The sequence below is a fragment of the Collinsella sp. AM41-2BH genome (assembly GCF_003468085.1).
In the GTDB taxonomy this organism is placed as follows: domain Bacteria; phylum Actinomycetota; class Coriobacteriia; order Coriobacteriales; family Coriobacteriaceae; genus Collinsella.
The window spans coordinates 50056-71768 of the sequence record NZ_QSGH01000011.1 but is presented as its reverse complement, the minus strand read 5'-3'; the positions used below and the strand labels follow the sequence as shown (position 1 = coordinate 71768).

Sequence of the window (21713 nt, the reverse complement as noted above, 5' to 3'; positions counted from 1 at the left end):
CGAAATTTATCGGTGGCCCACTTCAGACTGTAATGGGGCGAATGGGCTTCGTGGTCTGTCTGGCAGGTTTGGCGCCGGCGCTACTTAATCACGCGCACGCGATACATCGACGGAATCTGCTTGAGCGCCTCGATCGTGCTGCCGTCCAGGTGCTCATCGGTGTCGAACATGGTGTAGGCGTTCTCGCCAGCGGACTCGTTGGTCATGCGCTGCACATTGGCGTTGTCCTTGGCGAGAATGGCCGTGATCTGGCCGATCATGTTGGGCACGTTGGCATGCAGGCAGGCAATGCGGCTTGCGGCGCGCGCCTTGCCCATGCTGCAGGCGGGGTAGTTGACGCTGTGCGCGATGTTGCCGTTTTCCAGGTAATCCTTGAGCTCGCTGATGGCCATGTCGGCGCAGTTGGCCTCGGCCTCGCCGGTGCCGGCGCCCGAATGCGTGGTGATAAACGTATTGGGCATCTTGACGGTCTTGGGCGTGGCAAAGTCGCAGCTAAACCAGCTGAGCTTGCCCTCGCGCAGGGCGGCGTCGACGGCGTCCTCGTCAATGATGGTCTCGCGCGCGTAGTTGATGAGCACGGCGTCGGGCGCCAGCAGGTTAATCTGCTCGGTGCTGATCATACCGATGGTGTCGGCCTTGCTGGGCACGTGCACGGTGAGGTAGTCGCAGCCGCGGCAGAGGTCCTCGAGCGTGCCCACGCGCTGCACCTCACGACTCAGCACCCATGCGTGCTCGACGGAAATGAACGGGTCGTAGCCGTAGACGTCCATGCCCAGATCGACACAGGCGTTGGCGACCTTGGAGCCCACGTTGCCCAGACCGATGACACCGATGCGCTTGCCCTTGAGCTCGCGGCCCACAAAGGCCTTCTTGGCCTTTTCGGCATCGACCTGAATCTCGGGGTCGTCGGCGTTGTTGCGCACCCAGTTCATCGACTGCACGACGCCGCGGCTCGAAAGCACCAGCATGCCCAGGACGAGCTCCTTGACGGCGTTGCTGTTGGCACCGGGGGAGTTAAAGACGACGACGCCCTTCTTGGCGTACTCCTCGACGGGGATGTTGTTGACGCCGGCGCCGCAGCGGGCGATGGCGCGGATGCCCTCGGGCAGCTCGTAGCCGTGCAGGTCGGTGGAGCGCATCAGGATGGCGTCGGCCTCCTCGGCGGTGCCCACAAACTCGTAGCCCTCGCCAAACTCGACTTTGCCGTCTTTGGTGATGTCGTCGATAGTCTTAATCTTACGCATGGAAAAACTCCTTAGCAGGTTTTGATCTAAACAGGGTGGTTTGAGATGGCTGGTCGGCCCGCGCGTTGCGGGCTAGTTAGATCGCGGACTCAAACTATGCTGCGCTTCGAAGTCCTTCATGTACGAGGCAAGTGCCTGCACGTCTTCCATGGTTACGGCGTTGTAGACGCTGGCGCGCATGCCGCCCACCAGGCGATGGCCCTTGACGTTTTGAATCTGGTGCTTGGCCGCGCCTGCGACAAAGGCCGCGTCGAGCTCGGCGTCGCCGGTGCGGAAGGTGACGTTGGCGATGGAGCGGCTGTCGGCCTGCGTGGCGCCATGGAACAGCTCGCTGTGCTCGAGCAGGTCATAGAGCAGGTTGGCTTTGGCCCAGTTGCGCTCGGCCATGGTTGCGAGCCCGCCGGTCTGCTCCACCCAATGGAACACCTTGCCGCATACGTAGATGCCAAAGGTGTTAGGCGTGTTGAGCATGGAGTCCTTGGCGGCTTGGGTCTTAAGGTCCATGTACTGCGGCGTCTGCGCATAGGCCGGGCCTTCGGCGATAAGGTCGTCGCGCACGATGACCACGGTCACGCCCGCGGCGCCGGCGTTTTTCTGCGCGCCGGCGTAGATGAGCCCGTAGCGCTCAACGTCGAGCGGCTGCGACAGAAAGCAGCTCGAGACATCGGCGACCAGCGGCACGTCGCCGCAAGCGGGCAGCTCGTGGTACATGGTGCCAAAGATGGTGTTGTTCTGGCAGATGTAGACGTAGTCGAGCCCGTCGCCCGTGGCCTCGGCGGCAATGCGCGCGTTGACGTCGGCCATGGTGGGAATGCGGTCGAAATTGGTGTCCTCGGAGCTCGCGAGCAGCACGGCCTCGCCGTACTTGGCGGCTTCTTTGTATGCCTTGTTGGCAAAGTTGCCGGTCACGATGTAGCTGGCGCGGCCGCGGCGCATGAGGTTCATGGGGATGCCCGCAAACTGCAGCGTGGCGCCGCCCTGCAAAAACAGGACACGGTAGTTGTCGGGGATGCTCAGCAGGCGACGCAGGGTTGCCTCGGAGTCGTCGATGATCTGCTGGTACATGCTAGATCGATGGCTCATCTCGAGCACGGACATGCCGCAACCGCGGTAGTCCATCATCTCGTCGGCGATCTCGGCGAGCACGCTGGTGGGCAGTGCGGCCGGGCCTGCTGAGAAGTTGTGCACACGCGCCATCTTCTAAGTCCCCTCGTAGTCGTTTGAACGTTCGGGATACTTTAGCACAGTGGAGCGCCAGGCGCGACCGCATCACGGTAAAACTCGAGTGCGCCGCTATGATTTACAGGATGGTTACATGGGGGAGGGGTGCTTTACTCCTCGGGCAAATCCAAATCTGCGAGCGAAGGCATGAGGTTCTCTAGGCGCTTGATTTCTTCGTCGCAAATTAGCTAACCCCTGGTCACTACGACGCCAGCGTGGCGATGACGGCTTCGTCGCCGGCGTATATTAGGGTGTCGCCGTCGGGGATGATCGTTTGGCCTTCGCGCTTGAGCATCACCACGATAAACGGGTGCTTGCCCTGCGGCACGTCGCGCAGGCGCTGACCGGCCAGGCGACCGTGGGGCGTCACGGTGACCTCGCGCAGCGTAACCTCGGCACGCTCTTCGAACGTTGGGGCTGCCATCACCAGAAGGTCGCCTTCCTCGATGACGGTATCGCCGTTGGGCAGTACCGGGTGCGCCCCGTCGCGCAGCACCAAGACCACGAGCATGTCCGTCGCGCTGCCAATATCGGCGAGCGAGCGCCCGGCAAACGGATGGCCAGCGCCCACCTTGAGCTTTACAAACGACATGCCGTCCTCGTCGCGGTAGTCGTTAAAGGTGCGGCGTACGTCGCCGGCCGCATCGATCATATCGAGTTTCTTCGCCACCGCCGGCAGTAGCGAACCCTGCACCACAATGCTCGATACGGCAATCACAAACACCAGGTCAAACAGGTCGTGACCGCCGGGAACGCCGGCTACCACGGCAAAGAGGCTAAAGACGACCGAAGCCGCGCCGCGCAAGCCCGCCCAGCTTACGAGTGCAACCTGGCGAGGGTTCGTCTTAAAGGGCGCTAGGAGCACGCCGACGGCGATGGGGCGGCTCACGAAGAGCATGAACGCCATGAGCGCCAGGCCCGGCAGCAGCATCTGCGGCAGGCGTGCGGGCGTTACGAGCAGGCCGAGCAAGAAGAAGATGGTCATCTCTGCCATCTCGGTGAGGGTGTCGAAGAAGTGCGCCATCTCGACCTTACCGGTGATGTCGCTTGCGCCCAGCACAATGCCTGCAAGGTATACGGCCAAAAAGCCGTTGCCGCCCAGGTAGCTCGGCAGCGCGTAGGCGACGATGGCCACGGCGAACAAGAAGATGGTCTGCGCGCCCTCGGCCGTTGCGTGCGCTCGATCAATCAGGCGGCCCGCCGCCCAGCCGATGGCAAGGCCCAGGCCCGCGCCCAGGATAATCTGCTTGGCCAGCAGTGCGGGAATGTTGATGTCGCCGCCGGCCGCGAGTGTGGCGAGCACGGCGGTGAGCATGTAGGCGACGGGGTCGTTGGAGCCCGATTCGACCTCGAGCAGCGAGTCGGTGCCGCCCCTCAGCGAAAGGCTGTGCTCGCGCAGCACGCTAAAGACGCTGGCCGCGTCGGTGGACGCCACGACCGATCCCAGCAGCAGGCCGCCGATCCAGTCGAAGCCCAGTACAAAGTGCGCGAACACGCCGGTAATGCCGGCAGTGATGACGACGCCGAGCGTGCTCAGCAGCACCGCAGGCGCGGCGACGGGCTTGGCACGGTCGATGTTGGTGTTAAAACCGCCGTAGAACATGATGAACAGCAGCGCCGTGCTGCAGACGGTTTCGGTGAGCGCGTAGTCGCTAAAGTCGATGTGAGCCGGCCCGTTGACGCCCAACAGCATGCCGAGCGCGATAAAGATGAGCAGGGTGGGGAAGGGGAGTTTTTTGCCGACGGGCTTGATGGTCAGGCACAGAATAATAACGAGGCCGATAAAGAGAAGGATCTGGTTCATGGATGGTGTCCGCTCCTGGGTGGTTGGCGTGGCACGGTCAGTTGTCTGCGGTTATTTGTACCCAAAGATGGTGGGTTTATGGGGTTGGATTGCGGGCGTGCGCGATATCGTCATAGACGGCTGCCGTCTTTGCCTCTGCTCGGAAACCCTTTCCAGCTTTATTGCAACGGAGTACAATGGGTAACGTTTAAGTTCAACTTGAAGTTTTAGTTGCGGTTCCGGGCTTCGGTCGCAAGGTAGGGAAAGGCGTTCCATGGCGATCTATGTGACATCTGATGCTCACGGACACGTGCATGCGCTTGACGAGGCCCTGTCTAAGATCTCGTTGACGTCCGACGACACGCTGTACGTGCTGGGCGACATGATCGATCGCGGGCCCGATCCGGTCGGCGTTATTAAGCTCGTGCGCTCGCTGCCTAACGCCCGCGTTCTCAAGGGCAATCACGAGCAGATCATGCTCGATGCCATCATTGGCCAGGATCCGCTCGATGCCGAGACCTGGGATATCAACGGTGGCTGGACGACGCGCGAGCAGCTCAACGACATGGAATTTGAGGCATACGAGGAGCTCGTGCGATGGATGGCCGCGCTGCCGCTCTACGCGGTGGCCGAGACCGAGGAGCGCCCGTATCTGCTGGTACATGCTGGAATCGAGATGAAGGCGGCGCGCGCGTTTTTACTTGAGCATGGCGTCGATTGTGCCGATGGCGTCGGAGCGGTGGGTGCCGATCGCGAGCTGCTGCAGCAGATGCTCGCGGTGCAGTCGTCCGATGACCTGCTGTGGATTCGTCACGGCTATTGGGATGCGCCGACGGGACTGCTTTCTGCCGAGGGCGAGGGTCCGGTCGTGGTGAGCGGCCACACGCCCACGGTGTCGCTTGGGCGCTATTGCGAGGTTGGCGGCCTGGCGGGGCTTGATGAGGAGTCGGGCCGCGGGCAGATTGTGCGCCTGGGTGGCGAGGATACCGCCGGCGTGCCCGATCGTATCGATATCGACTGCGCCGCCGCCACCGGCTCCGAGTTCGGCCGCGTCGGGATCCTGCGCCTGGATGATGGTGCGGAGTTCTACGCGAATATCAACCCAGGCGAATAATCGGTGCAAAGGGTAGCTAATTTGGGACGGAGCTTTTTTGACTACTTTCGGAGAATAGCGCCTTCTTGCTCGGTAAGCGCGAGAAATGAGGAACGTCTGCGTCCTCGGCAGTGCGAAAATGCTCGAAAAACCGTCGCAACGGAGTCAAACGACGTTGCGACGGTTCTTTTTTGGCTGCCCGCTGGCTAAGTGAGTAGACTTTTTTGGAAATGCCGAGCAGCCGGCAAATTTGCCTCAACAAAACCGCAGGTCACTGACTTGTGTTTTGCCGGTGTGGTCAGGGATTCGGCAAAAGTCTACTCACTTAGTTTTGCGTGTCGCAAATCGTCCGCAACGAGACCCCCATTGCGCCAATTAGGCGCCGTAGGGGTTGCGGTCGCGCTCGATGCGTTGGCGGATGTGGGCGTATTCGATAATCAGCAGCACCAGGAGTAGGGCCATGATGGCTAGGTAGCTCACCACGGCGCCCATCAGACCCAGCAGGTTGATCAGGATCACCGGCAGCACTACGCTTACGGCGAAGCAGATCAGGTAGATTTTGGTGACGTCGCCGGCATGGCGCAGCACCGTGATGATGGCGTAGAGAAAGTCGATGGCCGCGGTGACGCCGCCGGCGACAACCATCAGCAGTGCCAGCGTGCGGTAGCGCTCAAAATTGAGGCCGTACATGAAGCTCATGAGGGGAATACCGGGACCTGCCATAAATGCGGCGCACACGCTGGTGATGACCACGATCAGTGCCATAACGGCAACAATAATCAGGTCAAAGCGACGACGCTTGCGAGGATTAGCCCAAATGCTCGACAAACGCAGAAGCTGCGGTTTATAGATAAATCCAATGCTCAACAAAATAGCCTGCGCCGGAAAGAACAGGGCATTAAAGTACAGCTGATACTTGTAGGCCAGCGTGCCTTCCATCACGAACTTGGGCATGCTCTCGATAAGGTTGAACAGGAACAGCGCGCCAAAAAGCGGGGCGCACTGGATAAACAGGTGACCGACCTCGCGCAGGCTCACGCGGCGCGATTTTTCGGTTTCGAGCAGGGCGAGCGGCGCGGTGACCAGAACGAGCGAGGCGATCGCGGTAACACCCATGGCCATGGCGGCGATGGGCATGCTGCGCGTGAGGAACAGTACCACGCTAAAGACCGCGATGACGCCGACGGATCGTAGCGTTTGGCTCATGCCGGCCAGGTAGAGTTTGTCGGCCTGCTGCAGGCGGCCCTCGTACACGTCGGCAATGCCGTCGATCACCTTATACAGGTAGACGCCCAGGCCGATTGTGGCCATCTGCGCATCGTAGCCGCGGGCGCTGCTGTATACCAGGCCGCATGCCAGCGCGAGCGCTCCGCAGATCAAGCGGTTGAGCTGGTAAGAGGCAAAGGACGTCTTTTCGTCGATATCCGAGACCTGGAAATTGCGCACGCCGTAGTTGCACGCGATCATGATGAGCGTGCCGGTGACAAAGGCGATGGAGAATTTGCCAGCCTCCTCGGCGCCCACGAGCTGTGTGGACACGATGGTGAGCAACGGAAACGCCATGCCCCACACGGCGGTGCCCAGGGTATTCCAAAGGTAGTCGCGACGGGTGGCGTGATCTTCGTACTCGGCTTCTTGCGTGGAGAAGCCGCCGCCGTAGACGGCTCCGAGCAGGCGGTTCCACCAGGCATTGACCATGCGGTGGATGGGGCCGGGCTGGCGATCGCGCTCGCGGCGACGGCGTGTGGCCTGGCTGCTGTCGGGACCGCCGGCGTTACGCTGGCTTAGCTCTTGGATTCGTGCGAGCTCCTCGGCGGTGTGCGATGCGGGGAACAGGCCGTTCTCGATGCGTCCGCCCTGCCCGTGCGCCCCGTCCGATACGGTGGGGTCGGCGACGCCATTGCGGCGGGCGATGGCGCGGCGAATGCTATCGATGGGCGTGATGCTCAAAGCGGAGTCCTTTCTATTGCTGCGCTCTAGTATAGACGCGACGGTGTTCGTTCGTGTTTTTGAACAGGTTGTTCGATAATTTCGGCGGCGCCATTCAGTAGACGGCACTTAGGGACGCTCTTTTTGTGCCGGCACTTTGGGAACGTCCCTAAGTGCCGGCATCCGGGGACGCTCCTTGGTTGTTGCCTGTTCAAGAGTGTCCCCAACGATTAGTCGTTTAAAAACGTCCCCAATGACTAGGCCGCTTGCCTGCGATTTTTGACCGTTGGGCGGGCTTGCCGCCCTTGCCGCAAAAACGTTTTTGCATATCGGGTACAACGGGCTTTACGTGAGTAAAGTGCGCGTCGTGTCCTCGTGTCGCGTTTTTAAAGGAGGCCCCATGCCTGGTGTTACCCCTGCAGATGTTTTGTCCAACTTTGGTATTACGCTGGTCGAAGATCCCGCCGAGAATCAGCCCCGTCTGCTGGTCGATCTACCCGCCGCGGAGCTCGTCGAGCACGCCATCCGTCGCAACGAAGGTCGTATGGCCTCCAACGGCGCGCTGGTGATCGAGACGGGGGAGCGCACTGGCCGCTCGCCTAATGACCGCTTTATCGTTGACACCCCCGATGTTCACGACAAGATTGCCTGGGGTGCCGTCAACCGCCCGCTGTCTGTCGAGAGCTACGAGGCCATCAAGGCCGGCATCGTCGACTATCTCAACGAGCGCGACGTGTTCGTCACTCGCGGTATGGCCGGTGCCGACCGCAACCATACGCGTCGTCTGCTTGTCGCCTGCGAGCGTGCCAGCCAGGCGCTCTTTATTAAGCAGATGCTCGCCCGCCCGCTTGCCCGTGAAATCGCACGCACCGGCGAGCCGGACTTCTGTGTGCTCGCCGCGCCGGGCTACCAGTGCGATCCCGCCATCAAGGGCCTCAACTCCAGCGCCGCCGTGGTCATTAACTTCCAGGAGCGCGTGATTCTGGTCGCCGGCACCGGCTACTCCGGCGAGATCAAAAAGTCCATTTTCAGCGTCATGAATTACCTGCTGCCCGTCGAGGACGACGTGCTGCCCATGCACTGCTCGGCCAGTATGGATCCCGTCACGCACGAGACCGCCGTGTTCTTTGGCCTGTCCGGCACCGGCAAGACCACGCTTTCGGCCAATCCCACGCGCCTGCTGATCGGCGACGACGAGCACGGCTGGTCTGACATGGGCATCTTTAACATCGAGGGTGGCTGCTACGCCAAATGCGAGGGCCTGGACGCCTTCCACGAGCCCGAGATCTTCAACGCTGTCCGCTTTGGCGCGATCTGCGAAAACGTGGTGCTCGACGAGAACCGCAAGCCCAACTACGACGACATCTCGATCACGCACAACACGCGCGTGGCATACCCTGTGGAGCACATTCCCAACGCGTGGACCAAGGGCATGGGCACCACTCCGAGCGTCGTGCTGTTTTTGACCTGCGACGCCTTTGGCGTGCTGCCGCCCATCTCGCGCCTGACGGCCGACGCCGCCATGTATCACTTTGTGACGGGCTTTACGGCCAAGATCCCCGGCACCGAGGTCGGCGTCACCGAGCCCACGCCCACGTTCTCTTCGCTGTTTGGCGAGCCGTTTATGCCGCTCGACCCCATGGTCTATGCCAAGATGCTCGGTGAGCGCATCGCCGACGGCCGCACGCGTGTGTACCTGGTCAACACCGGCTGGATTGGCGGCGGCTACGGCGTGGGCCATCGCATCGAGCTTGCCTACACGCGCGCCCTGGTGGCCCGCGCCCTCGACGGTACCATCGAGGACAGCGAATTCGTGCATGACGATATCTTTAACGTTGACATTCCCACCACGTGCCACGGCGTGCCCGACGGCATCCTGGTGCCGCGCCAGTACTGGCAGAGCACCGCGCGCTACGACGAGGCGGCGCACAACTTGGCCGTGATGTTCGAGGAGAACTTCGAGAAGAAGTACTCGCACCTGCCCGAGTCCGTGAAGGCCGCCGGTCCGCACGCTCAGGTGCACGCCGACGCCCGTCATCGCGGCCGCGGCCTGCTGGGACTCCGACACTAGCGTCGCCGCGAGTCCATATCCGCCACAAAGGGGACAGGCACCTTTGTGGCGGTTTTGCTTGGGCGAATGACTCGGGTTACAATACGCCTGACATATCGCCCCCTTCTCCGGATGGGGGCAGCGTAAGCGCTCTTGTGGCGGCACCGTAGGACTTTGAAGGTGGCCGTCGTAAGGGCGCTTTTTGTTTAGGCGCCCTCGCTCGGGCGCGCACGATGAAGGGAGAGCGCATGAAGAGCTTTATTGCCGAGGATTCGTTTTGGGAGCTATTTCCGCAGGCGGCTGTCGGTGTTGTGGTCGTAAAGGGCATGAAGCCCGCGGCTCAGATTCCTCAAGAGGACGTGGATGCGATTGCGGCGTTGCTCGACCGCGCCAATATCGACGCGGAGCGTCATCTGACCAGCGATACTATCAGCGAGAACGCACCGGTCAAGGCATGGCGCGAGGCTTATCGGCTGTTCAAGACCAAAAAGGGCGCGCGTTGCTCAATTGAGAACCTGCTCAAGCGCGTGCTCAAGGGCAAACCGGTGGGCCACATTACGCCCGCGGTGGACATCTACAACACGGTGTCGCTGACCTACGCGCTGCCCGTTGGCGGCGAGGACCTGCATACGATTGAGGGGGATCTTCGCTTGAAGGTGACTGACGGCGGCGATGCGTTCCTGCCACTTGGCGAGGAAACGGACGACCCGACGCTGCCCGGCGAGCTCGCCTACATCGATGATGCGGGCGCCGTATGCCGCTGCTGGAACTGGCGCGATGGCGTTCGCACGGCGCTGTCCGACGATTCGGCCGATGCATTCCTGGCGATTGAGTGCGTGGAGCCCGAGCGGATGGGGGATTGCCAGGCTGCCGTTGATCGTCTCGCCGAGTTGCTCGAGCGCTATCTGGGAGCGACGGTTGTCGTTAAGACGCTTGTGACCCGCGACAATCCCTGCGTGGAACTGTAACGACGCCTGCGGATCATGTTTGCCGGTCAAAACCACTACAAAGGTGCCTGTCCCCTTTGTGGTGGTTTTTATGTTGATGGGTTAACAAATGGGATATTTGGGTATGGGTGTTGCCTCGTGCGGCTAAGATGTTTACCCGTTAGCATCATGTAAGCGAAAGGCGGTCGTCTCCCATGCAGCAGAACGACGAGACACGTTTCGAGGACTTTGTCGGACTGATCAGCGGGCTCTACAAGGAGATCCAGCGCATTAAGACATCCGAGGGCGCAAGGCTGGGCCTCAAGGGCTCCGACGTTATGTGCCTGTACTATCTTGAGCGCAGCAAGGACGGCCTGACTGGCGCTGACCTGGCTCGCATGGCGGGCGTGACCCGTGCCGCCGTCTCGCGCACGCTCGCGCATCTGGAGGAGGGCGGCTACGTCGAGGTCGACGACTCGGGTGATGCGGCCGTTAAGTATCGTGCCCCGGTGCGCCTGACCGCTCTGGGCGGCGAGAGCATGAGCGAGGCGGACCGCATCATTCGCGAGGTGCTCGACACCACCGGTAAGGCTATGGGTGTGGAGCAGCGCGAGCAGATGTATGCGTCGCTGCGTACGATTCTCAACACCCTGCGTGAGATCTAAGGCCGCCAAGGCATTTGCTTCCCATTAAAAACTGCATCGTCCCGTTTGAGCGCGTACGCCGTGCCGGGACATTGCTGTCAAAATTCCCTGCGCGAGACCTGCGCAAGAAAGGATTCGCTATGTCCGTCCGCATTATTACCGATTCCGCCAGCGATATGTCGCCGGCGGAGCACCCGGCGCTGTCCGTCTTGCCGCTGTCCGTTACCTTTGGCACCGATGTGTATATGGATGGCGTCGACATCGATCACCAGCGCTTTTACGAGATGCTCGTGGAGCGCGACGAGCTGCCCAAGACCGGTCAGGTCAACCCGTACGCCTTTTCGCAGGCGATTGCCGAAGCACGTGAGGCCGGCGACGAGGCGGTGATTATTACCGTGGGTGCCAAACTTTCGGGGACCAATCAGTGCGCCCGTACCGCACTTGCCGAGGCGCCGGGCGGCGATGTGTACGTGGTGGATAGCAATAACGTTACCCTGGGCGAGCGCGTGCTGGTCGAGTATGCCCTGCGCTTGGTGGACGAGGGCCGCGGCGCGGCTGAGATCGCGGATGCTGTCGAGGCCGTGCGCGACCGCGTGGTCGTCATCGGCCTGCTCGAGACGCTGGAGTACCTGGTGCGCGGCGGTCGCCTGTCTGCTGCGGCCGGTGCCGTGGGTACGCTACTCAACGTAAAGCCCGTGGTGGCTGCCGAGGACGGTCTGATCGTACAGCTGGGCAAGGCGCGCGGTTCCAAGAACGGACGTAACCTTCTCAACCAGAAGGTCGAAAAGGCGGGCGGCATCGACTTTTCCATGCCGCTGGCGCTCGGCTATACGGGCCTTTCGGATGCGGTGCTCAAGAAGTATATCGAGGACAGCGCGGCACTGTGGGCTGGCCACACCGAGGGCGAACTGCCCGTTCACACCATCGGCGCCACCATCGGCACCCATGTAGGCCCCGGCGCCGTAGCCGTAGCCTTCTTCCAGCCCGTTAACTAGCCCACCTGCCAAAACCACCACAAAGGGGACAGGCACCTTTGTGGTGGTTTATGCTATTCCGGGTGGAAGGGAGCGAGCAATGGCGTCTGAGGGCTTTTTTGAGCGGGTGTACGAGGTGGTCGAGCAGATTCCCGAGGGGATGGTCGCCACGTATGGTCAGGTGGCGCTGCTTGCTGGACGTCCACGAAGTGCGCGGTATGTGGGGTATGCCCTGCATGGCAATCCACGCCCCGGCGAGATTCCCTGTCACCGCGTGGTGTTTGCCGATGGCCGCATATGCGATGGTTTTGCTTTTGGCGGTCCCGATGCTCAACGTGAGCTTTTGCTAGGGGAGGGTGTGGCGTTTAAGGACGACATGCACGTCGACTTGGCCGCCTGTCGCTGGCCTGCAGGGCTCTAGCGGCTCTGCCGTGGCTTAAACCACCACAAAGGTGCCTATCCCCTTTGTGGTGGTTTTGGCAGGTTTACCGAGGTTAACTTATGGAGAAGGTATGGCGGCGCGGTTTGTCGCAGCAAAGTAAACCACGGTGAACTATATTGTTTTCAGCAACGGAGCAGGCAATAGGCGATGAAAAAGCCTGCCCTGTTGAGTTTGATTCGCATTCCTCCCCTCTGTGCGATTCAACGGTGTACTTCGGGAACAGGCCCGCTGGCAACTATCTGCCAGCGGGCCTGTTCCTGTTTCGGTGAGGATTCAGCCTCACCGTCTATGTTGTGCGAAGGCGCTTTGCCTAGTACACCATGCCCATGGCGTCCCGAACCTCGGCCAAGGTCTGCTCGGCGATCTCGTTGGCGCGACGGTTGCCCTCGTGCAGGACGTCCTTCACATAGTCCAGATCGTTCTCGTAGCGCTGGCGACGCTCGCGGATCGGTGCGAAGTACTCGTTGACGGCCTCGGTCACGTACTTCTTGAGCTGGCCGGAGCCGCCCATGCCAATCTCCTCGGCAATCTCGAACTCGGAACGGCCGGTGCAGATGGCGGCCGTCGAAAGCAGGCCGGACACGCCGGGACGGTTCTCGGGATCGAACGTGATCATGCGCTCGGAATCGGTCTGGCTCTTCTTGATGCGCTTGGCCGTCTCCTCGGCGGTCATCGAGATGTTGATGGCGTTGCCGTAGCTCTTGCTCATCTTGCGACCGTCCAGACCGGGCAGCAGCGGGGTCTCGGACAGCAGTGCGTCGACCTCGGGGAACACCTTGCCGTAGCGGTTGTTAAAGCGTCGGGCGATGGTGCGGGTGAGCTCGATATGCGGCAGCTGGTCGCGGCCGACGGGCACCACATTGCCCTTGCAGAACAGGATGTCGCAGGCCTGGTGCACCGGGTAGGTGAGCAGAAGGCCGGTGAGCTCGTGGCCCGAGGCCTCCATCTCGGCCTTAACCGTGGGGTTGCGCGCCAGCTCGGCCTCGGACACCAGCGACAGGAACGGCAGCATGAGCTGGTTTGCGGCGGGCACGGCGGAGTGCGCGTAGATCATGGTCTTGTCGGGGTCGATACCGCAGGCAAGGTAGTCCATGACCATGTTGTACACGTTGTCCTGGATGTGCTCGGTGGTGTCGCGGTCGGTGATGACCTGGTAGTCGGCGATGAGCACGTTGGTCTTGGCGCCCATGTTCTGCAGCTCCACGCGGCCCTTGAGGGTGCCAAAGTAGTGGCCTAGGTGCAAGCGTCCGGTGGGGCGGTCGCCGGTAAGCATGGTGAACTTCTCGGGCGTCTTGGCCAGGCCCTCGCGAATGGCGTTGCTCTTTTGCAGCGCGACTTCGTAGCTGTTCTCGTTTGGCATGATTGCTCCTAACGTATGTTCATGGGTCAAGATGATAACGCGTTTATTGGAGGGGCGGGGCGTAAGTAGGAGAGGGGCAGGAGAGGGGCGGCTTGTGCGATGGGTGCGGCGCGGCTGCGCTTGGCCAGCGGCGCCTGGACGCATTCTCGACAGCTTATCCTAGAGCTTGTGGTGGCGCTCTTCTTTACGTTCCTCGGCTGCCTGCTCCTCCTGTTTAAAGGCGGGATCGTCGGGGGTTACCAGCTCGTCTTCGTGTGTGCACTTGTTGTAATGGTGGCGTAGCACAGGTTCAAACAGGTGCAGGTGCTTGGCGAAGGCCGCCGAGCCAATGGCGAGCACGGTAAAGATGAGGACGCGCATGGGGACCTCGACCTGATTGATGGCGGCGGCGCCGGCCGAAAGCATGATGCACCAGGCATAGATGAGCAGTACGGCCTGCTTTTGGTTGTAGCCCTCTTGAATGAGGCGGTGGTGGATATGGCCCTTGTCGGCCTGCCCGATGCTAATGTGGGCGCGCTTGCGGCGCACGATGGCACTAAACGTGTCGATGATGGGCACGCCGGCCACGATGAGCGGGATGATGAGCGAGGTGAGTGCGGCGGTGCGGCTCACGTTGAGCAGCGAGATGGAACCCAACGCAAAGCCCAGAAGCAGCGACCCCGAGTCGCCCAAGAAGATGCTCGCGGGGTTGAAGTTATAGCGCAAAAAGGCGAGGCACGAGCCAAAGAGTGCAATGGAGAGCGCGGCGGCGTCGATGCGGCCCGAGAGCACGGCGACCGAAAACATGGTGAACGACGCGATGCCGCAGATACCCGTGGCCAGACCGTCGAGGCCGTCGATAAGGTTGATGATGTTGGTGAACGCCACCAGGTAGACAATGGTGATGGGGTAGGCGAGCCAGCCGAGCATGATCTCGCCGGGAGCAAACGGGTTGACGATGACGCCGATGCGCAGGCCGCCCAAGCAAGCGATGAACGCGGCGAGGACCTGGCCGGCCAGCTTTTGCTTGGGCTTGAGCTGGAAGACGTCGTCGATTGCGCCGGTCGCAAAGATGACGGTAAAAGAAAGCGCAAGTATGGGGTAGCTGATGTGCAGACGGGGGTGGGGCACCAAAACGGGCGGCCAGCCCAGGTACCAGGTGCCTAGGATCTGCACAATACAGGCAACGACCAGGCCCAAAAACACCGCCGTTCCGCCCAAACGCGGGATGGGCTTGGTGTTGATGCGGCGCTTAGAAGGATAGTCGACGGCGTCGAGCTTAATTGCCAAGCGCTTGACCAGGGGCACCGTGAGGAAGGTCGTGATAAAGGCCGCCGCTGCCACGCATAGATACGGTATGTAGCTCGGGGATGAAGCCATGAATCTAAAAACCGCCAAGCGTCGAAGGAAAAGGTCAAAGGTTGCTAAGCGCAAAGGGCATAGCCGAACCATGATACTCGACCAAGCGGGGTGCATGGAATTGCACGCAGCGATAATCACGCGCTTACCAGATATTGGGATGTTGTCGATGGATTGTCGGGATACCGGCGGGGATCCATATGGGCTGTAATGGTGGTTTTCGGCAAATAAAAACCACCCCCCACGTTACGAAAATGAACCCACCTAAAACAGGTGGGTGCCCTCATCGACTGTTCCAGCGTCCTTAACAACGAAGGATACCTGTACTAGGTACGACTGTGTGGGCTCCCTAAATAAACGCGACGGTTCACCCAGTTGCTCCGCGGGGGGCGGAATACCTACATCATAAAGCGGCACTTTATCGATTCCAGTCTTGACATTACAAAAATCGTGTCGGACGATTACGGCGCCTTGGGCTCGAGCCGTCTGTGCGGTTGGTCCCTTTACGTTTGAGCTGCTGAATCGTTGTTTTGGAGCATGTTTTTATGCCGACGCCGTTGACCGAACTTTTTTCGCCCGCCTGCCATTTGTGTCCGCGCCGTTGCGGTGCGGTGCGCGACGAGGGTGCGCACGGCGTATGCGGTGCCGATGACACGCTCAAGGTGGCCCGCGCAGCGCTTCATATGTGGGAGGAGCCGCCTATCTCGGGCGAGGCCGGTTCGGGCACGATCTTCTTTAGCGGCTGCTCGCTCAAATGTATCTATTGCCAGAACCACGAGATCTCGACGGGCAATTTTGGGCTTGAGATTTCGCCCGAGCGCCTGGTCGAGATTATGCTGGAGCTGCAGGACCAAGGTGCCAATAACATCAATCTGGTGACGGCGACGCATTATGCTCACCTGCTGCCGGCCGCGATTGCCGCAGCTCGGGAGCGCGGACTGGTCATTCCAATCGTCTACAACACGAGCGGTTATGAGCGTGCGAGTGCCGTGGCGGCGCTCGGCGATTTGGTCGACGTGTGGCTTACCGACTTTAAGTATGCCAATGCGGCGCTTGCGCAGTCACTCTCTCATATTAAGGACTACCCGCGCGTGGCTGTGTCGGGTCTGGCCCAGATGGCGCGCGAAATTGAGCGCCGCGGGGGAGAGCTGGTAGACGGGGACGGGCTCATGAAGCGCGGCATAATCGTGCGTCATCTGGTGCTGCCGGGGCATGCGGACGATTCGTGCCGCGTGTTGGACCTGGTGTGGCAGACGGTGGGCGACGTGCCGATCTCGGTCATGAACCAGTACACGCCCAATGCCCTCATGCGCGAACAAGGCGGCGACCTGGCGCGCGCCGTGACGCGCGAGGAGTACGAGCAGGTGCTCGACCATGCCGACGACCTGGGCTTTACGACGATGTTTTGGCAAGAAGGCGGAGCAGTAGACGAGAGCTTCACCCCGGCGTTCGACACCACCGGCGTCCTCACCAGCGCAAAGTAGTGCGCTCGCCGATGATTTTTCTGGGACGGGGATTAAAAAATCATCGAGAGGATCGCCTGCTCGAAAAGTTGTCAAAATAGCCGCGTCCCAAAAAGACTGGGTATTGGGCGTTGACAGTTGGCGAGCCGTAGGTAAAATATCAACTTGTCTTGGGGACGTAGCTCAGTTGGGAGAGCGCTGCCGTCGCATGGCAGAGGCCGAGGGTTCGACTCCCTTCGTCTCCACCCTTGGATTTGATAAGCCGCTGACATTGTGTCGGCGGCTTTTTTTAAAAGAAAGGGCTGTACCATGGCCAAGCTTGAGTCCCAACCACTCTCTGCCGAGGAACGCGCCGAGTTGGAAGAGCTCCGCGCCGAGAAAGCTCGTCGCGAGGCCCAGGAAGAGGCACGCCGCGAGCGTGAGGAGCTGGCCGCCCTGCGTGCCGAGCGTGCGAAGGCCGAGGAGGCCGCCGCGAACGTCGCCCCCGCGCCCAAGCCCGCCGCCGCGAAGCCCGCGCCCACCGCACCTAAACCTCAGCCTAAAAAGGTCGCTCGTTCCAAGTCCGTCGAGCCCAAGCCGAGCCGTGACGAGATGACCTTTGCCCAGCGCATGGTTACCTCCAAGGAGCCTACGGGCGAGAACGAGATCCCTGGCATGGCGCCGGCTCAAAAAATCATCATTGTCCTTGCCCTCATCGCGTTTGTCATCTTTATGGGCTACACGATCCTGACCAGCATGGGCCTGCTCTAGCCCATTCGCGCTGGGTGCCATGCCAGAACACTCTGCCCTTTTCCAACCCTCAACCTCTGCACAACGCATCCGAAAGGTCGCCCCATGGCTTTGACCGACATCTCGCATCCCACCGACATTGCAATGCTCACCGATCTGTACGAGCTCACTATGGCCCAGGGCCTGTGGGAGAGCGGCAAGGCCAATGAGCAGGGTTGTTTTACCGCGTTTTACCGCGACCATCCTTTTGGCAGCGCCTATGCCGTCATGTGCGGCACCGCCGAACTGCCCGAGCTGGTCGAGAATCTGCGCTTTACGCCCGAGGACATCGACTACCTCGCCTCGCTCCAGGCCCCGGCCGGCGGCGCGATGTTCAAGCCTGGATTCCTCGACTACCTGCGCGATTTTCGTGCGCATGTAAACATCGACGCCGTGCCCGAGGGCGAGCTCGTCTTTCCGCGCGAGCCCATGGTTCGCGTCACCGGCCCCGCGCTGGAGTGCCAGCTGCTTGAGACGGCGCTGCTCAACATCGTTGGGTTCCAGACGCTTGTCGCCACCAAGACGGCGCGCGTGGTGCTGGCGGCGGACGGCCGTCCCGTTGCCGAGTTTGGCCTGCGCCGCGCTCAGGGTCCCGATGGCGGCTTGGCCGTCGCGCGCGCGAGCTACGTTGCCGGCTGCTCCTCTACGTCCAATGTGCTCGCCGGCCGCCGCTACGGTATTCCCGTCTTTGGCACGCATGCGCACAGCTGGGTGATGAGCTTCGATTCCGAGCTCGAGGCCTTCCGCGCCTTTGCCAAGTCGAGCCCCAAGAACTGTACGCTGCTCATCGACACCTACGACGTACGCGAGGGTTGCGAGCATGCCATTACGGTTGCCAAGGAGATGGAGGCGGTGGGCGAGCGTCTGTCGGCTATTCGCATTGACTCGGGCGACCTCGCCAAGCTCTCCAAGTATGTTCGTGGCCGTTTTGATGCCGAGGGCCTGCCCTATGTGGGGATCTCGGTTTCTAACGATCTGGATGAGTACACGATTCAGTCACTGCTCGACCAGGGCGCGCCCATCGATAGCTTTGGCGTGGGTACCAAGCTTGCGACCTGCTATGACCAGCCGGCGCTGGGCGGCGTGTACAAGCTTTCCGCCCGCCGTGCGAGCGAGGCAGATCCATGGACGCCGGTGGTCAAGCTCTCTGAGCAGCCATACAAGCGCACGATCCCGGGTGTGCAACGCGTGCGCCGTTATTACGACGGCTTTGGCGGCCCGGTCTGCGACATGATCTACGACGAGGACCATCTGGCGGGGGAGGGCGCCGCGCGCGGCAATACCCTCGTGGCCGTGAATGATGCCGCCCTGGTGACCGACGTGTCCGAACTTGAGTATCGCGAGCTGCTGGTGCCGATCGTGCGCGATGGCAGCGCGGTGGCTCCGCGTGAGAGCATCCAGGACGCGCGCGAGCGCTGTGCTTGGGCACTCGATCATCTGGATGCAGCTTTCAAGCGCTTCCTGTACCCGCAGACCTATGTGGTGGGCATGGAACAGGGCCTGGCTCAGGTGCGCGACGAGCTCGTGCGCAAGAACATGGCCGCGGCTTCGGCCTTCCCCTGGGCAAAATAATCCGAAGGGGACGGAGGAACACGGATTATTTTCTCGCTCGGCCCGTTCGCCCGTTCGCTGAACATTCGATTGGTTTGACGTATGACGACTTCTTATAAAACGATGGTGGTAAAGATCGGTTCGTCTACGGTGGTGGGCGCCGACGGCAAGGTCAACCGCGCCTTTATCGGCGGGCTTGCCGATCAGGCCGCAGCGCTGCGCGAGCTTGGCTGGCGCCTGGTCGTGGTGAGCTCGGGCGCTATCGCCTGTGGCTATCCCGTGCTGGGCTTCGACCACAAGCCGGTCGGCGACCTGCCGAGCCTGCAGGCGTGCGCCTCGGCTGGTCAGTGCATCATCTCGTCGGCCTACGACGAGGAGTTCCATGCACGGGATCTGCTCACCTCGCTCGTGCTACTCACGCGCCACGATACGGCCCGCCGCACGTCCTACCTGCACGCACGCGACGCCCTGCTGCGCCTGGTGGAGCTTGGCGTGGTGCCTGTTGTCAACGAGAACGATACCGTTACCGTCGACGAGATCAAGTTTGGCGACAACGACACGCTGGCGGCGCTTGTGAGCTGTCTGGTTTCCGCCGATCTGTGCGTGACGCTCTCGGACATCGATGGCCTCTACACCGCCAATCCGCACGAGGACCCCACGGCCGAGTTCGTCCCGGTTGTGCATAAGATCGATGCCAAGATTATCGCCTCGGCGGGCGATTCTTCCACATCGGTGGGCACGGGCGGCATGATCACCAAGATTCGCGCGAGCCGCATTCTGATGACGGCGGGCATTCAAAGCGTGATTTGCTCGGGCGAGGAGCCCGATGCGCTTGTGCGTCTGGCCCGCGGCGAGAGCGTGGGTACGCTGTTCGATCCGCCAGCTGAGCGCCTGGACATCGCGCCGCGCAAGCTGTGGATCGCGCTGGGTGACAAGGCACATGGCTCGGTGACGGTCGATGATGGTGCTGCGAAGGCGCTGGTAAGCCGTGGCTCTTCCTTGCTTGCGGTGGGTATTCGCGAGGTCGATGGCGTGTTTTCCGAGGGCGATGTGCTCGACGTGTGCGACCCGAGCGGTATGGTCGTCGCCCGCGGTATCGCCGAGGCCGATTCGGACGTGCTGGAGCTTGCCGCCGGCCGCCGTCAGGACCAGATTGCCAGCAACCGCCTGCTGGCAGATCTGGCCGAGAAGCCCGCGATCCATCGAGATAATCTGATCGTCTTTGCCTAACCAATTGACGCTGCAAACGCCCCTAAGCGGCAATCTGACGTTCAATCGTCGGGCATGACCAAAAGGTCAATGCCCTCCTCTTTCACGTCACCTTGCTTGCTTAGGGGCGTTTTCGCTTTCCGTCCTCTTCCTGCGGCATTGTCGTTGCCGGCACTTGGGGACGTTCCTTTTGTGCCGGCAGGTGGGGACACTCCTTTGCTAGAAGATCCGGCGCAGGTCTCCTCGGTTGAGGGCTTCGTCGAAGAGGCATTTGAACACCACGCTGCCGTGCAGGCCGTCGTGCTCGAACTCGTTCGTCACCCAGGCATGCGAGTTGCCCACGCGGCTGAGCGTATCGAGCTGCAGGCCCGAATCGACGTACATGTCGTCGAAATACACCGCGGCCTGGAGCGGCACCTCGTTGCAGGCCAGGCGTTGCGGGTCGTAGATCTTGTCCCAGCTGGTGTCTTCCATCAGCAGGTCCATGGCGGGTTTAAACGGCTTAAGCTCGGGCATCTGCTCAAACATCCACGGGAACATGGCCTCGCCGGTAAACATGAGCGGGCGCGCGAGGGTGTCGAACTCGGCACGGTGTGCCTTCTCCTCTGCCGCGGCCCAGCGAATGGGCATGGTATCGCCGTCGGCGTAGATGAACTCCTGAAGCGTCCAGTACAGCGGATTCGTGCGCGTGTTGGTGCGCTCGAAGGCACGCATCAAAAAGCTGTCAGATATCGAGACGCCGCAGGTCAGCGTGCCGTCGCCGTCAACAAAAGCGTGATCGATAATCCAATGCATGCGCTCAAAGCTCGGCTTCATGCCAAAGTCGCTGCCCATGAGCTGTAGGCGCTCGACCGTCATCGGCGAGCCGTCGGGCAGCACGGGCTTCTGAGCCTCGAGCGCATCGGCAAGAGCCGCCACGCGCTCGACGTCGGCGGGGTAGCGGTCGTAATACTGCTGTGTCTTGGCAGCCATGCGCGGGAAGGTGTGCGCGTAGACCTCGCTTGCGCTCGCCGGCACGTGGGGGATGCCGCCGCAGGTAAAGCTTGCCGCCACGCCCTCGGGGAAGAGCGACAGATAGCTCAACGTCAAAAAGCCGCCGTAGCTCTGCCCGAGTGTGACCCAGGGCTTGCCGCCAAAGCCCACCAGGCGCAGGTACTCAAAATCGCGCACGATGGAGCTGGCGAGGTGGCGCTTGAGGAAGTCCGCCTGCGAGCGGGCCGCATCGGCGCCGGCTGCCTCGGCGCGATCGCCCAAGGTGGCAATCGTGCGTCCGTCCACGCAGCTACTGCGTCCGGTGCCGCGCTGGTCGGGCAGGACCACGCGGAAGTGCTTGACGGCCTCCTCGATCCAGCCATCGCTTGTGGGTGACAGCGGACGCGGGCTCTCGCCGCCGGGGCCGCCCTGCAAAAACAGAAGCAGCGGCAGATCGTCGTTGATGCGGTCGGGCGCGCAAACCACGCGGTAGAAGAGCTTGATGCTCTCGGGCGCGCCGGCGATTGGTGCCGGCATAGCGCCGCGGCGCATGGTGCTGCCGACGGCCAGGAGCATTGGCTCCAGGCCGCGCCAGTCGAGGGGGACGTCGATGCTGTGGTCCTCGACATACAGGCCGGGGACGTGGTACGAAGTAATGAGGGCCATGTGAGTCTTCCGTTCGTTGCGGTGTTTCGGGTTGACCAATTCTACCGCCGCGGGCGAGGCCATGCGCAAATCGGCTACCA

At 61.6% G+C, this 21713-nt stretch carries 17 protein-coding genes and 1 tRNA gene; 11 read left to right on the top strand and 7 right to left on the bottom strand.

The window, feature by feature from the left end; translation table 11 throughout:
- Nucleotides 1–80: 80 nt before the first annotated feature.
- The 3 genes from DW899_RS06980 to DW899_RS06970 all read right to left on the bottom strand — a co-directional run bounded on the left by DW899_RS06980 (nucleotide 81) and on the right by DW899_RS06970 (nucleotide 4269).
- The gene (locus DW899_RS06980) at nucleotides 81–1244 is read right to left on the bottom strand and encodes a phosphoglycerate dehydrogenase (RefSeq protein ID WP_117800446.1); all 1164 of its coding nucleotides are present in this window, start codon (nucleotides 1242–1244) and stop codon (nucleotides 81–83) included.
- Between the two features lie 72 nt (nucleotides 1245–1316).
- Nucleotides 1317–2441: a 3-phosphoserine/phosphohydroxythreonine transaminase gene (serC, locus tag DW899_RS06975; protein WP_117800445.1), complete on the bottom strand. Its 1125-nt coding sequence runs from the start codon at nucleotides 2439–2441 to the stop codon at nucleotides 1317–1319.
- A gap of 226 nt (nucleotides 2442–2667) precedes the next feature.
- On the bottom strand, nucleotides 2668–4269 hold the full coding sequence (locus DW899_RS06970) for a potassium/proton antiporter (RefSeq protein ID WP_117800444.1): 1602 nt from the start codon (nucleotides 4267–4269) through the stop codon (nucleotides 2668–2670).
- A 253-nt stretch (nucleotides 4270–4522) separates the two neighbouring features.
- Here DW899_RS06970 and DW899_RS06960 point away from each other — a divergent pair, with 253 nt between their 5' ends.
- Nucleotides 4523–5362, top strand: coding sequence for a metallophosphoesterase family protein (locus DW899_RS06960; RefSeq protein ID WP_117790707.1), 840 nt, complete (start codon nucleotides 4523–4525; stop codon nucleotides 5360–5362).
- Between the two features lie 354 nt (nucleotides 5363–5716).
- On the opposite strand, the gene DW899_RS06955 is transcribed toward DW899_RS06960, so the two are convergent.
- Nucleotides 5717–7291, bottom strand: coding sequence for a lipopolysaccharide biosynthesis protein (locus DW899_RS06955; protein ID WP_233539936.1), 1575 nt, complete (start codon nucleotides 7289–7291; stop codon nucleotides 5717–5719).
- Between the two features lie 379 nt (nucleotides 7292–7670).
- Here DW899_RS06955 and pckA point away from each other — a divergent pair, with 379 nt between their 5' ends.
- The 5 genes from pckA (at nucleotide 7671) to DW899_RS06930 (ending at nucleotide 12285) form a co-directional block, all read left to right on the top strand.
- Nucleotides 7671–9341 (top strand): phosphoenolpyruvate carboxykinase (ATP), encoded by a 1671-nt coding sequence (pckA, locus tag DW899_RS06950; protein ID WP_199570294.1) that lies wholly within the window; start codon nucleotides 7671–7673, stop codon nucleotides 9339–9341.
- A 227-nt stretch (nucleotides 9342–9568) separates the two neighbouring features.
- Nucleotides 9569–10288, top strand: coding sequence for a B3/4 domain-containing protein (locus DW899_RS06945; protein WP_117635003.1), 720 nt, complete (start codon nucleotides 9569–9571; stop codon nucleotides 10286–10288).
- Nucleotides 10289–10461: 173 nt separating this feature from the next.
- On the top strand, nucleotides 10462–10911 hold the full coding sequence (locus DW899_RS06940; RefSeq protein ID WP_022093866.1) for a MarR family winged helix-turn-helix transcriptional regulator: 450 nt from the start codon (nucleotides 10462–10464) through the stop codon (nucleotides 10909–10911).
- A gap of 119 nt (nucleotides 10912–11030) precedes the next feature.
- Nucleotides 11031–11885, top strand: coding sequence for a DegV family protein (locus tag DW899_RS06935; RefSeq protein ID WP_117800443.1), 855 nt, complete (start codon nucleotides 11031–11033; stop codon nucleotides 11883–11885).
- Between the two features lie 79 nt (nucleotides 11886–11964).
- Nucleotides 11965–12285, top strand: a complete 321-nt coding sequence (locus DW899_RS06930; protein ID WP_089572047.1) for an MGMT family protein — start codon at nucleotides 11965–11967, stop codon at nucleotides 12283–12285.
- A gap of 331 nt (nucleotides 12286–12616) precedes the next feature.
- On the opposite strand, the gene trpS is transcribed toward DW899_RS06930, so the two are convergent.
- Nucleotides 12617–13666 carry a tryptophan--tRNA ligase gene (trpS, locus tag DW899_RS06925; RefSeq protein WP_117800442.1) on the bottom strand — a complete coding sequence of 350 codons (1050 nt, stop codon included), beginning with the start codon at nucleotides 13664–13666 and terminating at the stop codon, nucleotides 12617–12619.
- Nucleotides 13667–13825: 159 nt separating this feature from the next.
- A complete protein-coding gene (locus DW899_RS06920; RefSeq protein ID WP_117800441.1) occupies nucleotides 13826–15025 on the bottom strand; it encodes an MraY family glycosyltransferase in 1200 nt (399 codons plus the stop codon).
- Between the two features lie 524 nt (nucleotides 15026–15549).
- Between DW899_RS06920 and DW899_RS06915 the strand changes: the two genes are divergently transcribed.
- The 5 genes from DW899_RS06915 (at nucleotide 15550) to proB (ending at nucleotide 20016) form a co-directional block, all read left to right on the top strand.
- Nucleotides 15550–16488 (top strand): radical SAM protein, encoded by a 939-nt coding sequence (locus DW899_RS06915; RefSeq protein ID WP_117757743.1) that lies wholly within the window; start codon nucleotides 15550–15552, stop codon nucleotides 16486–16488.
- 151 nt (nucleotides 16489–16639) lie between these two features.
- Nucleotides 16640–16712 (top strand) — tRNA-Ala (locus DW899_RS06910).
- A gap of 64 nt (nucleotides 16713–16776) precedes the next feature.
- On the top strand, nucleotides 16777–17217 hold the full coding sequence (locus DW899_RS06905) for a hypothetical protein (protein WP_117635034.1): 441 nt from the start codon (nucleotides 16777–16779) through the stop codon (nucleotides 17215–17217).
- Nucleotides 17218–17301: 84 nt separating this feature from the next.
- A complete protein-coding gene (locus tag DW899_RS06900) occupies nucleotides 17302–18807 on the top strand; it encodes a nicotinate phosphoribosyltransferase (protein ID WP_117635036.1) in 1506 nt (501 codons plus the stop codon).
- An 81-nt stretch (nucleotides 18808–18888) separates the two neighbouring features.
- Nucleotides 18889–20016, top strand: a complete 1128-nt coding sequence (gene proB, locus DW899_RS06895) for a glutamate 5-kinase (protein ID WP_117800440.1) — start codon at nucleotides 18889–18891, stop codon at nucleotides 20014–20016.
- 198 nt (nucleotides 20017–20214) lie between these two features.
- On the opposite strand, the gene DW899_RS06890 is transcribed toward proB, so the two are convergent.
- Nucleotides 20215–21633, bottom strand: coding sequence for an alpha/beta fold hydrolase (locus DW899_RS06890; RefSeq protein ID WP_117800439.1), 1419 nt, complete (start codon nucleotides 21631–21633; stop codon nucleotides 20215–20217).
- Nucleotides 21634–21713: the final 80 nt, after the last annotated feature.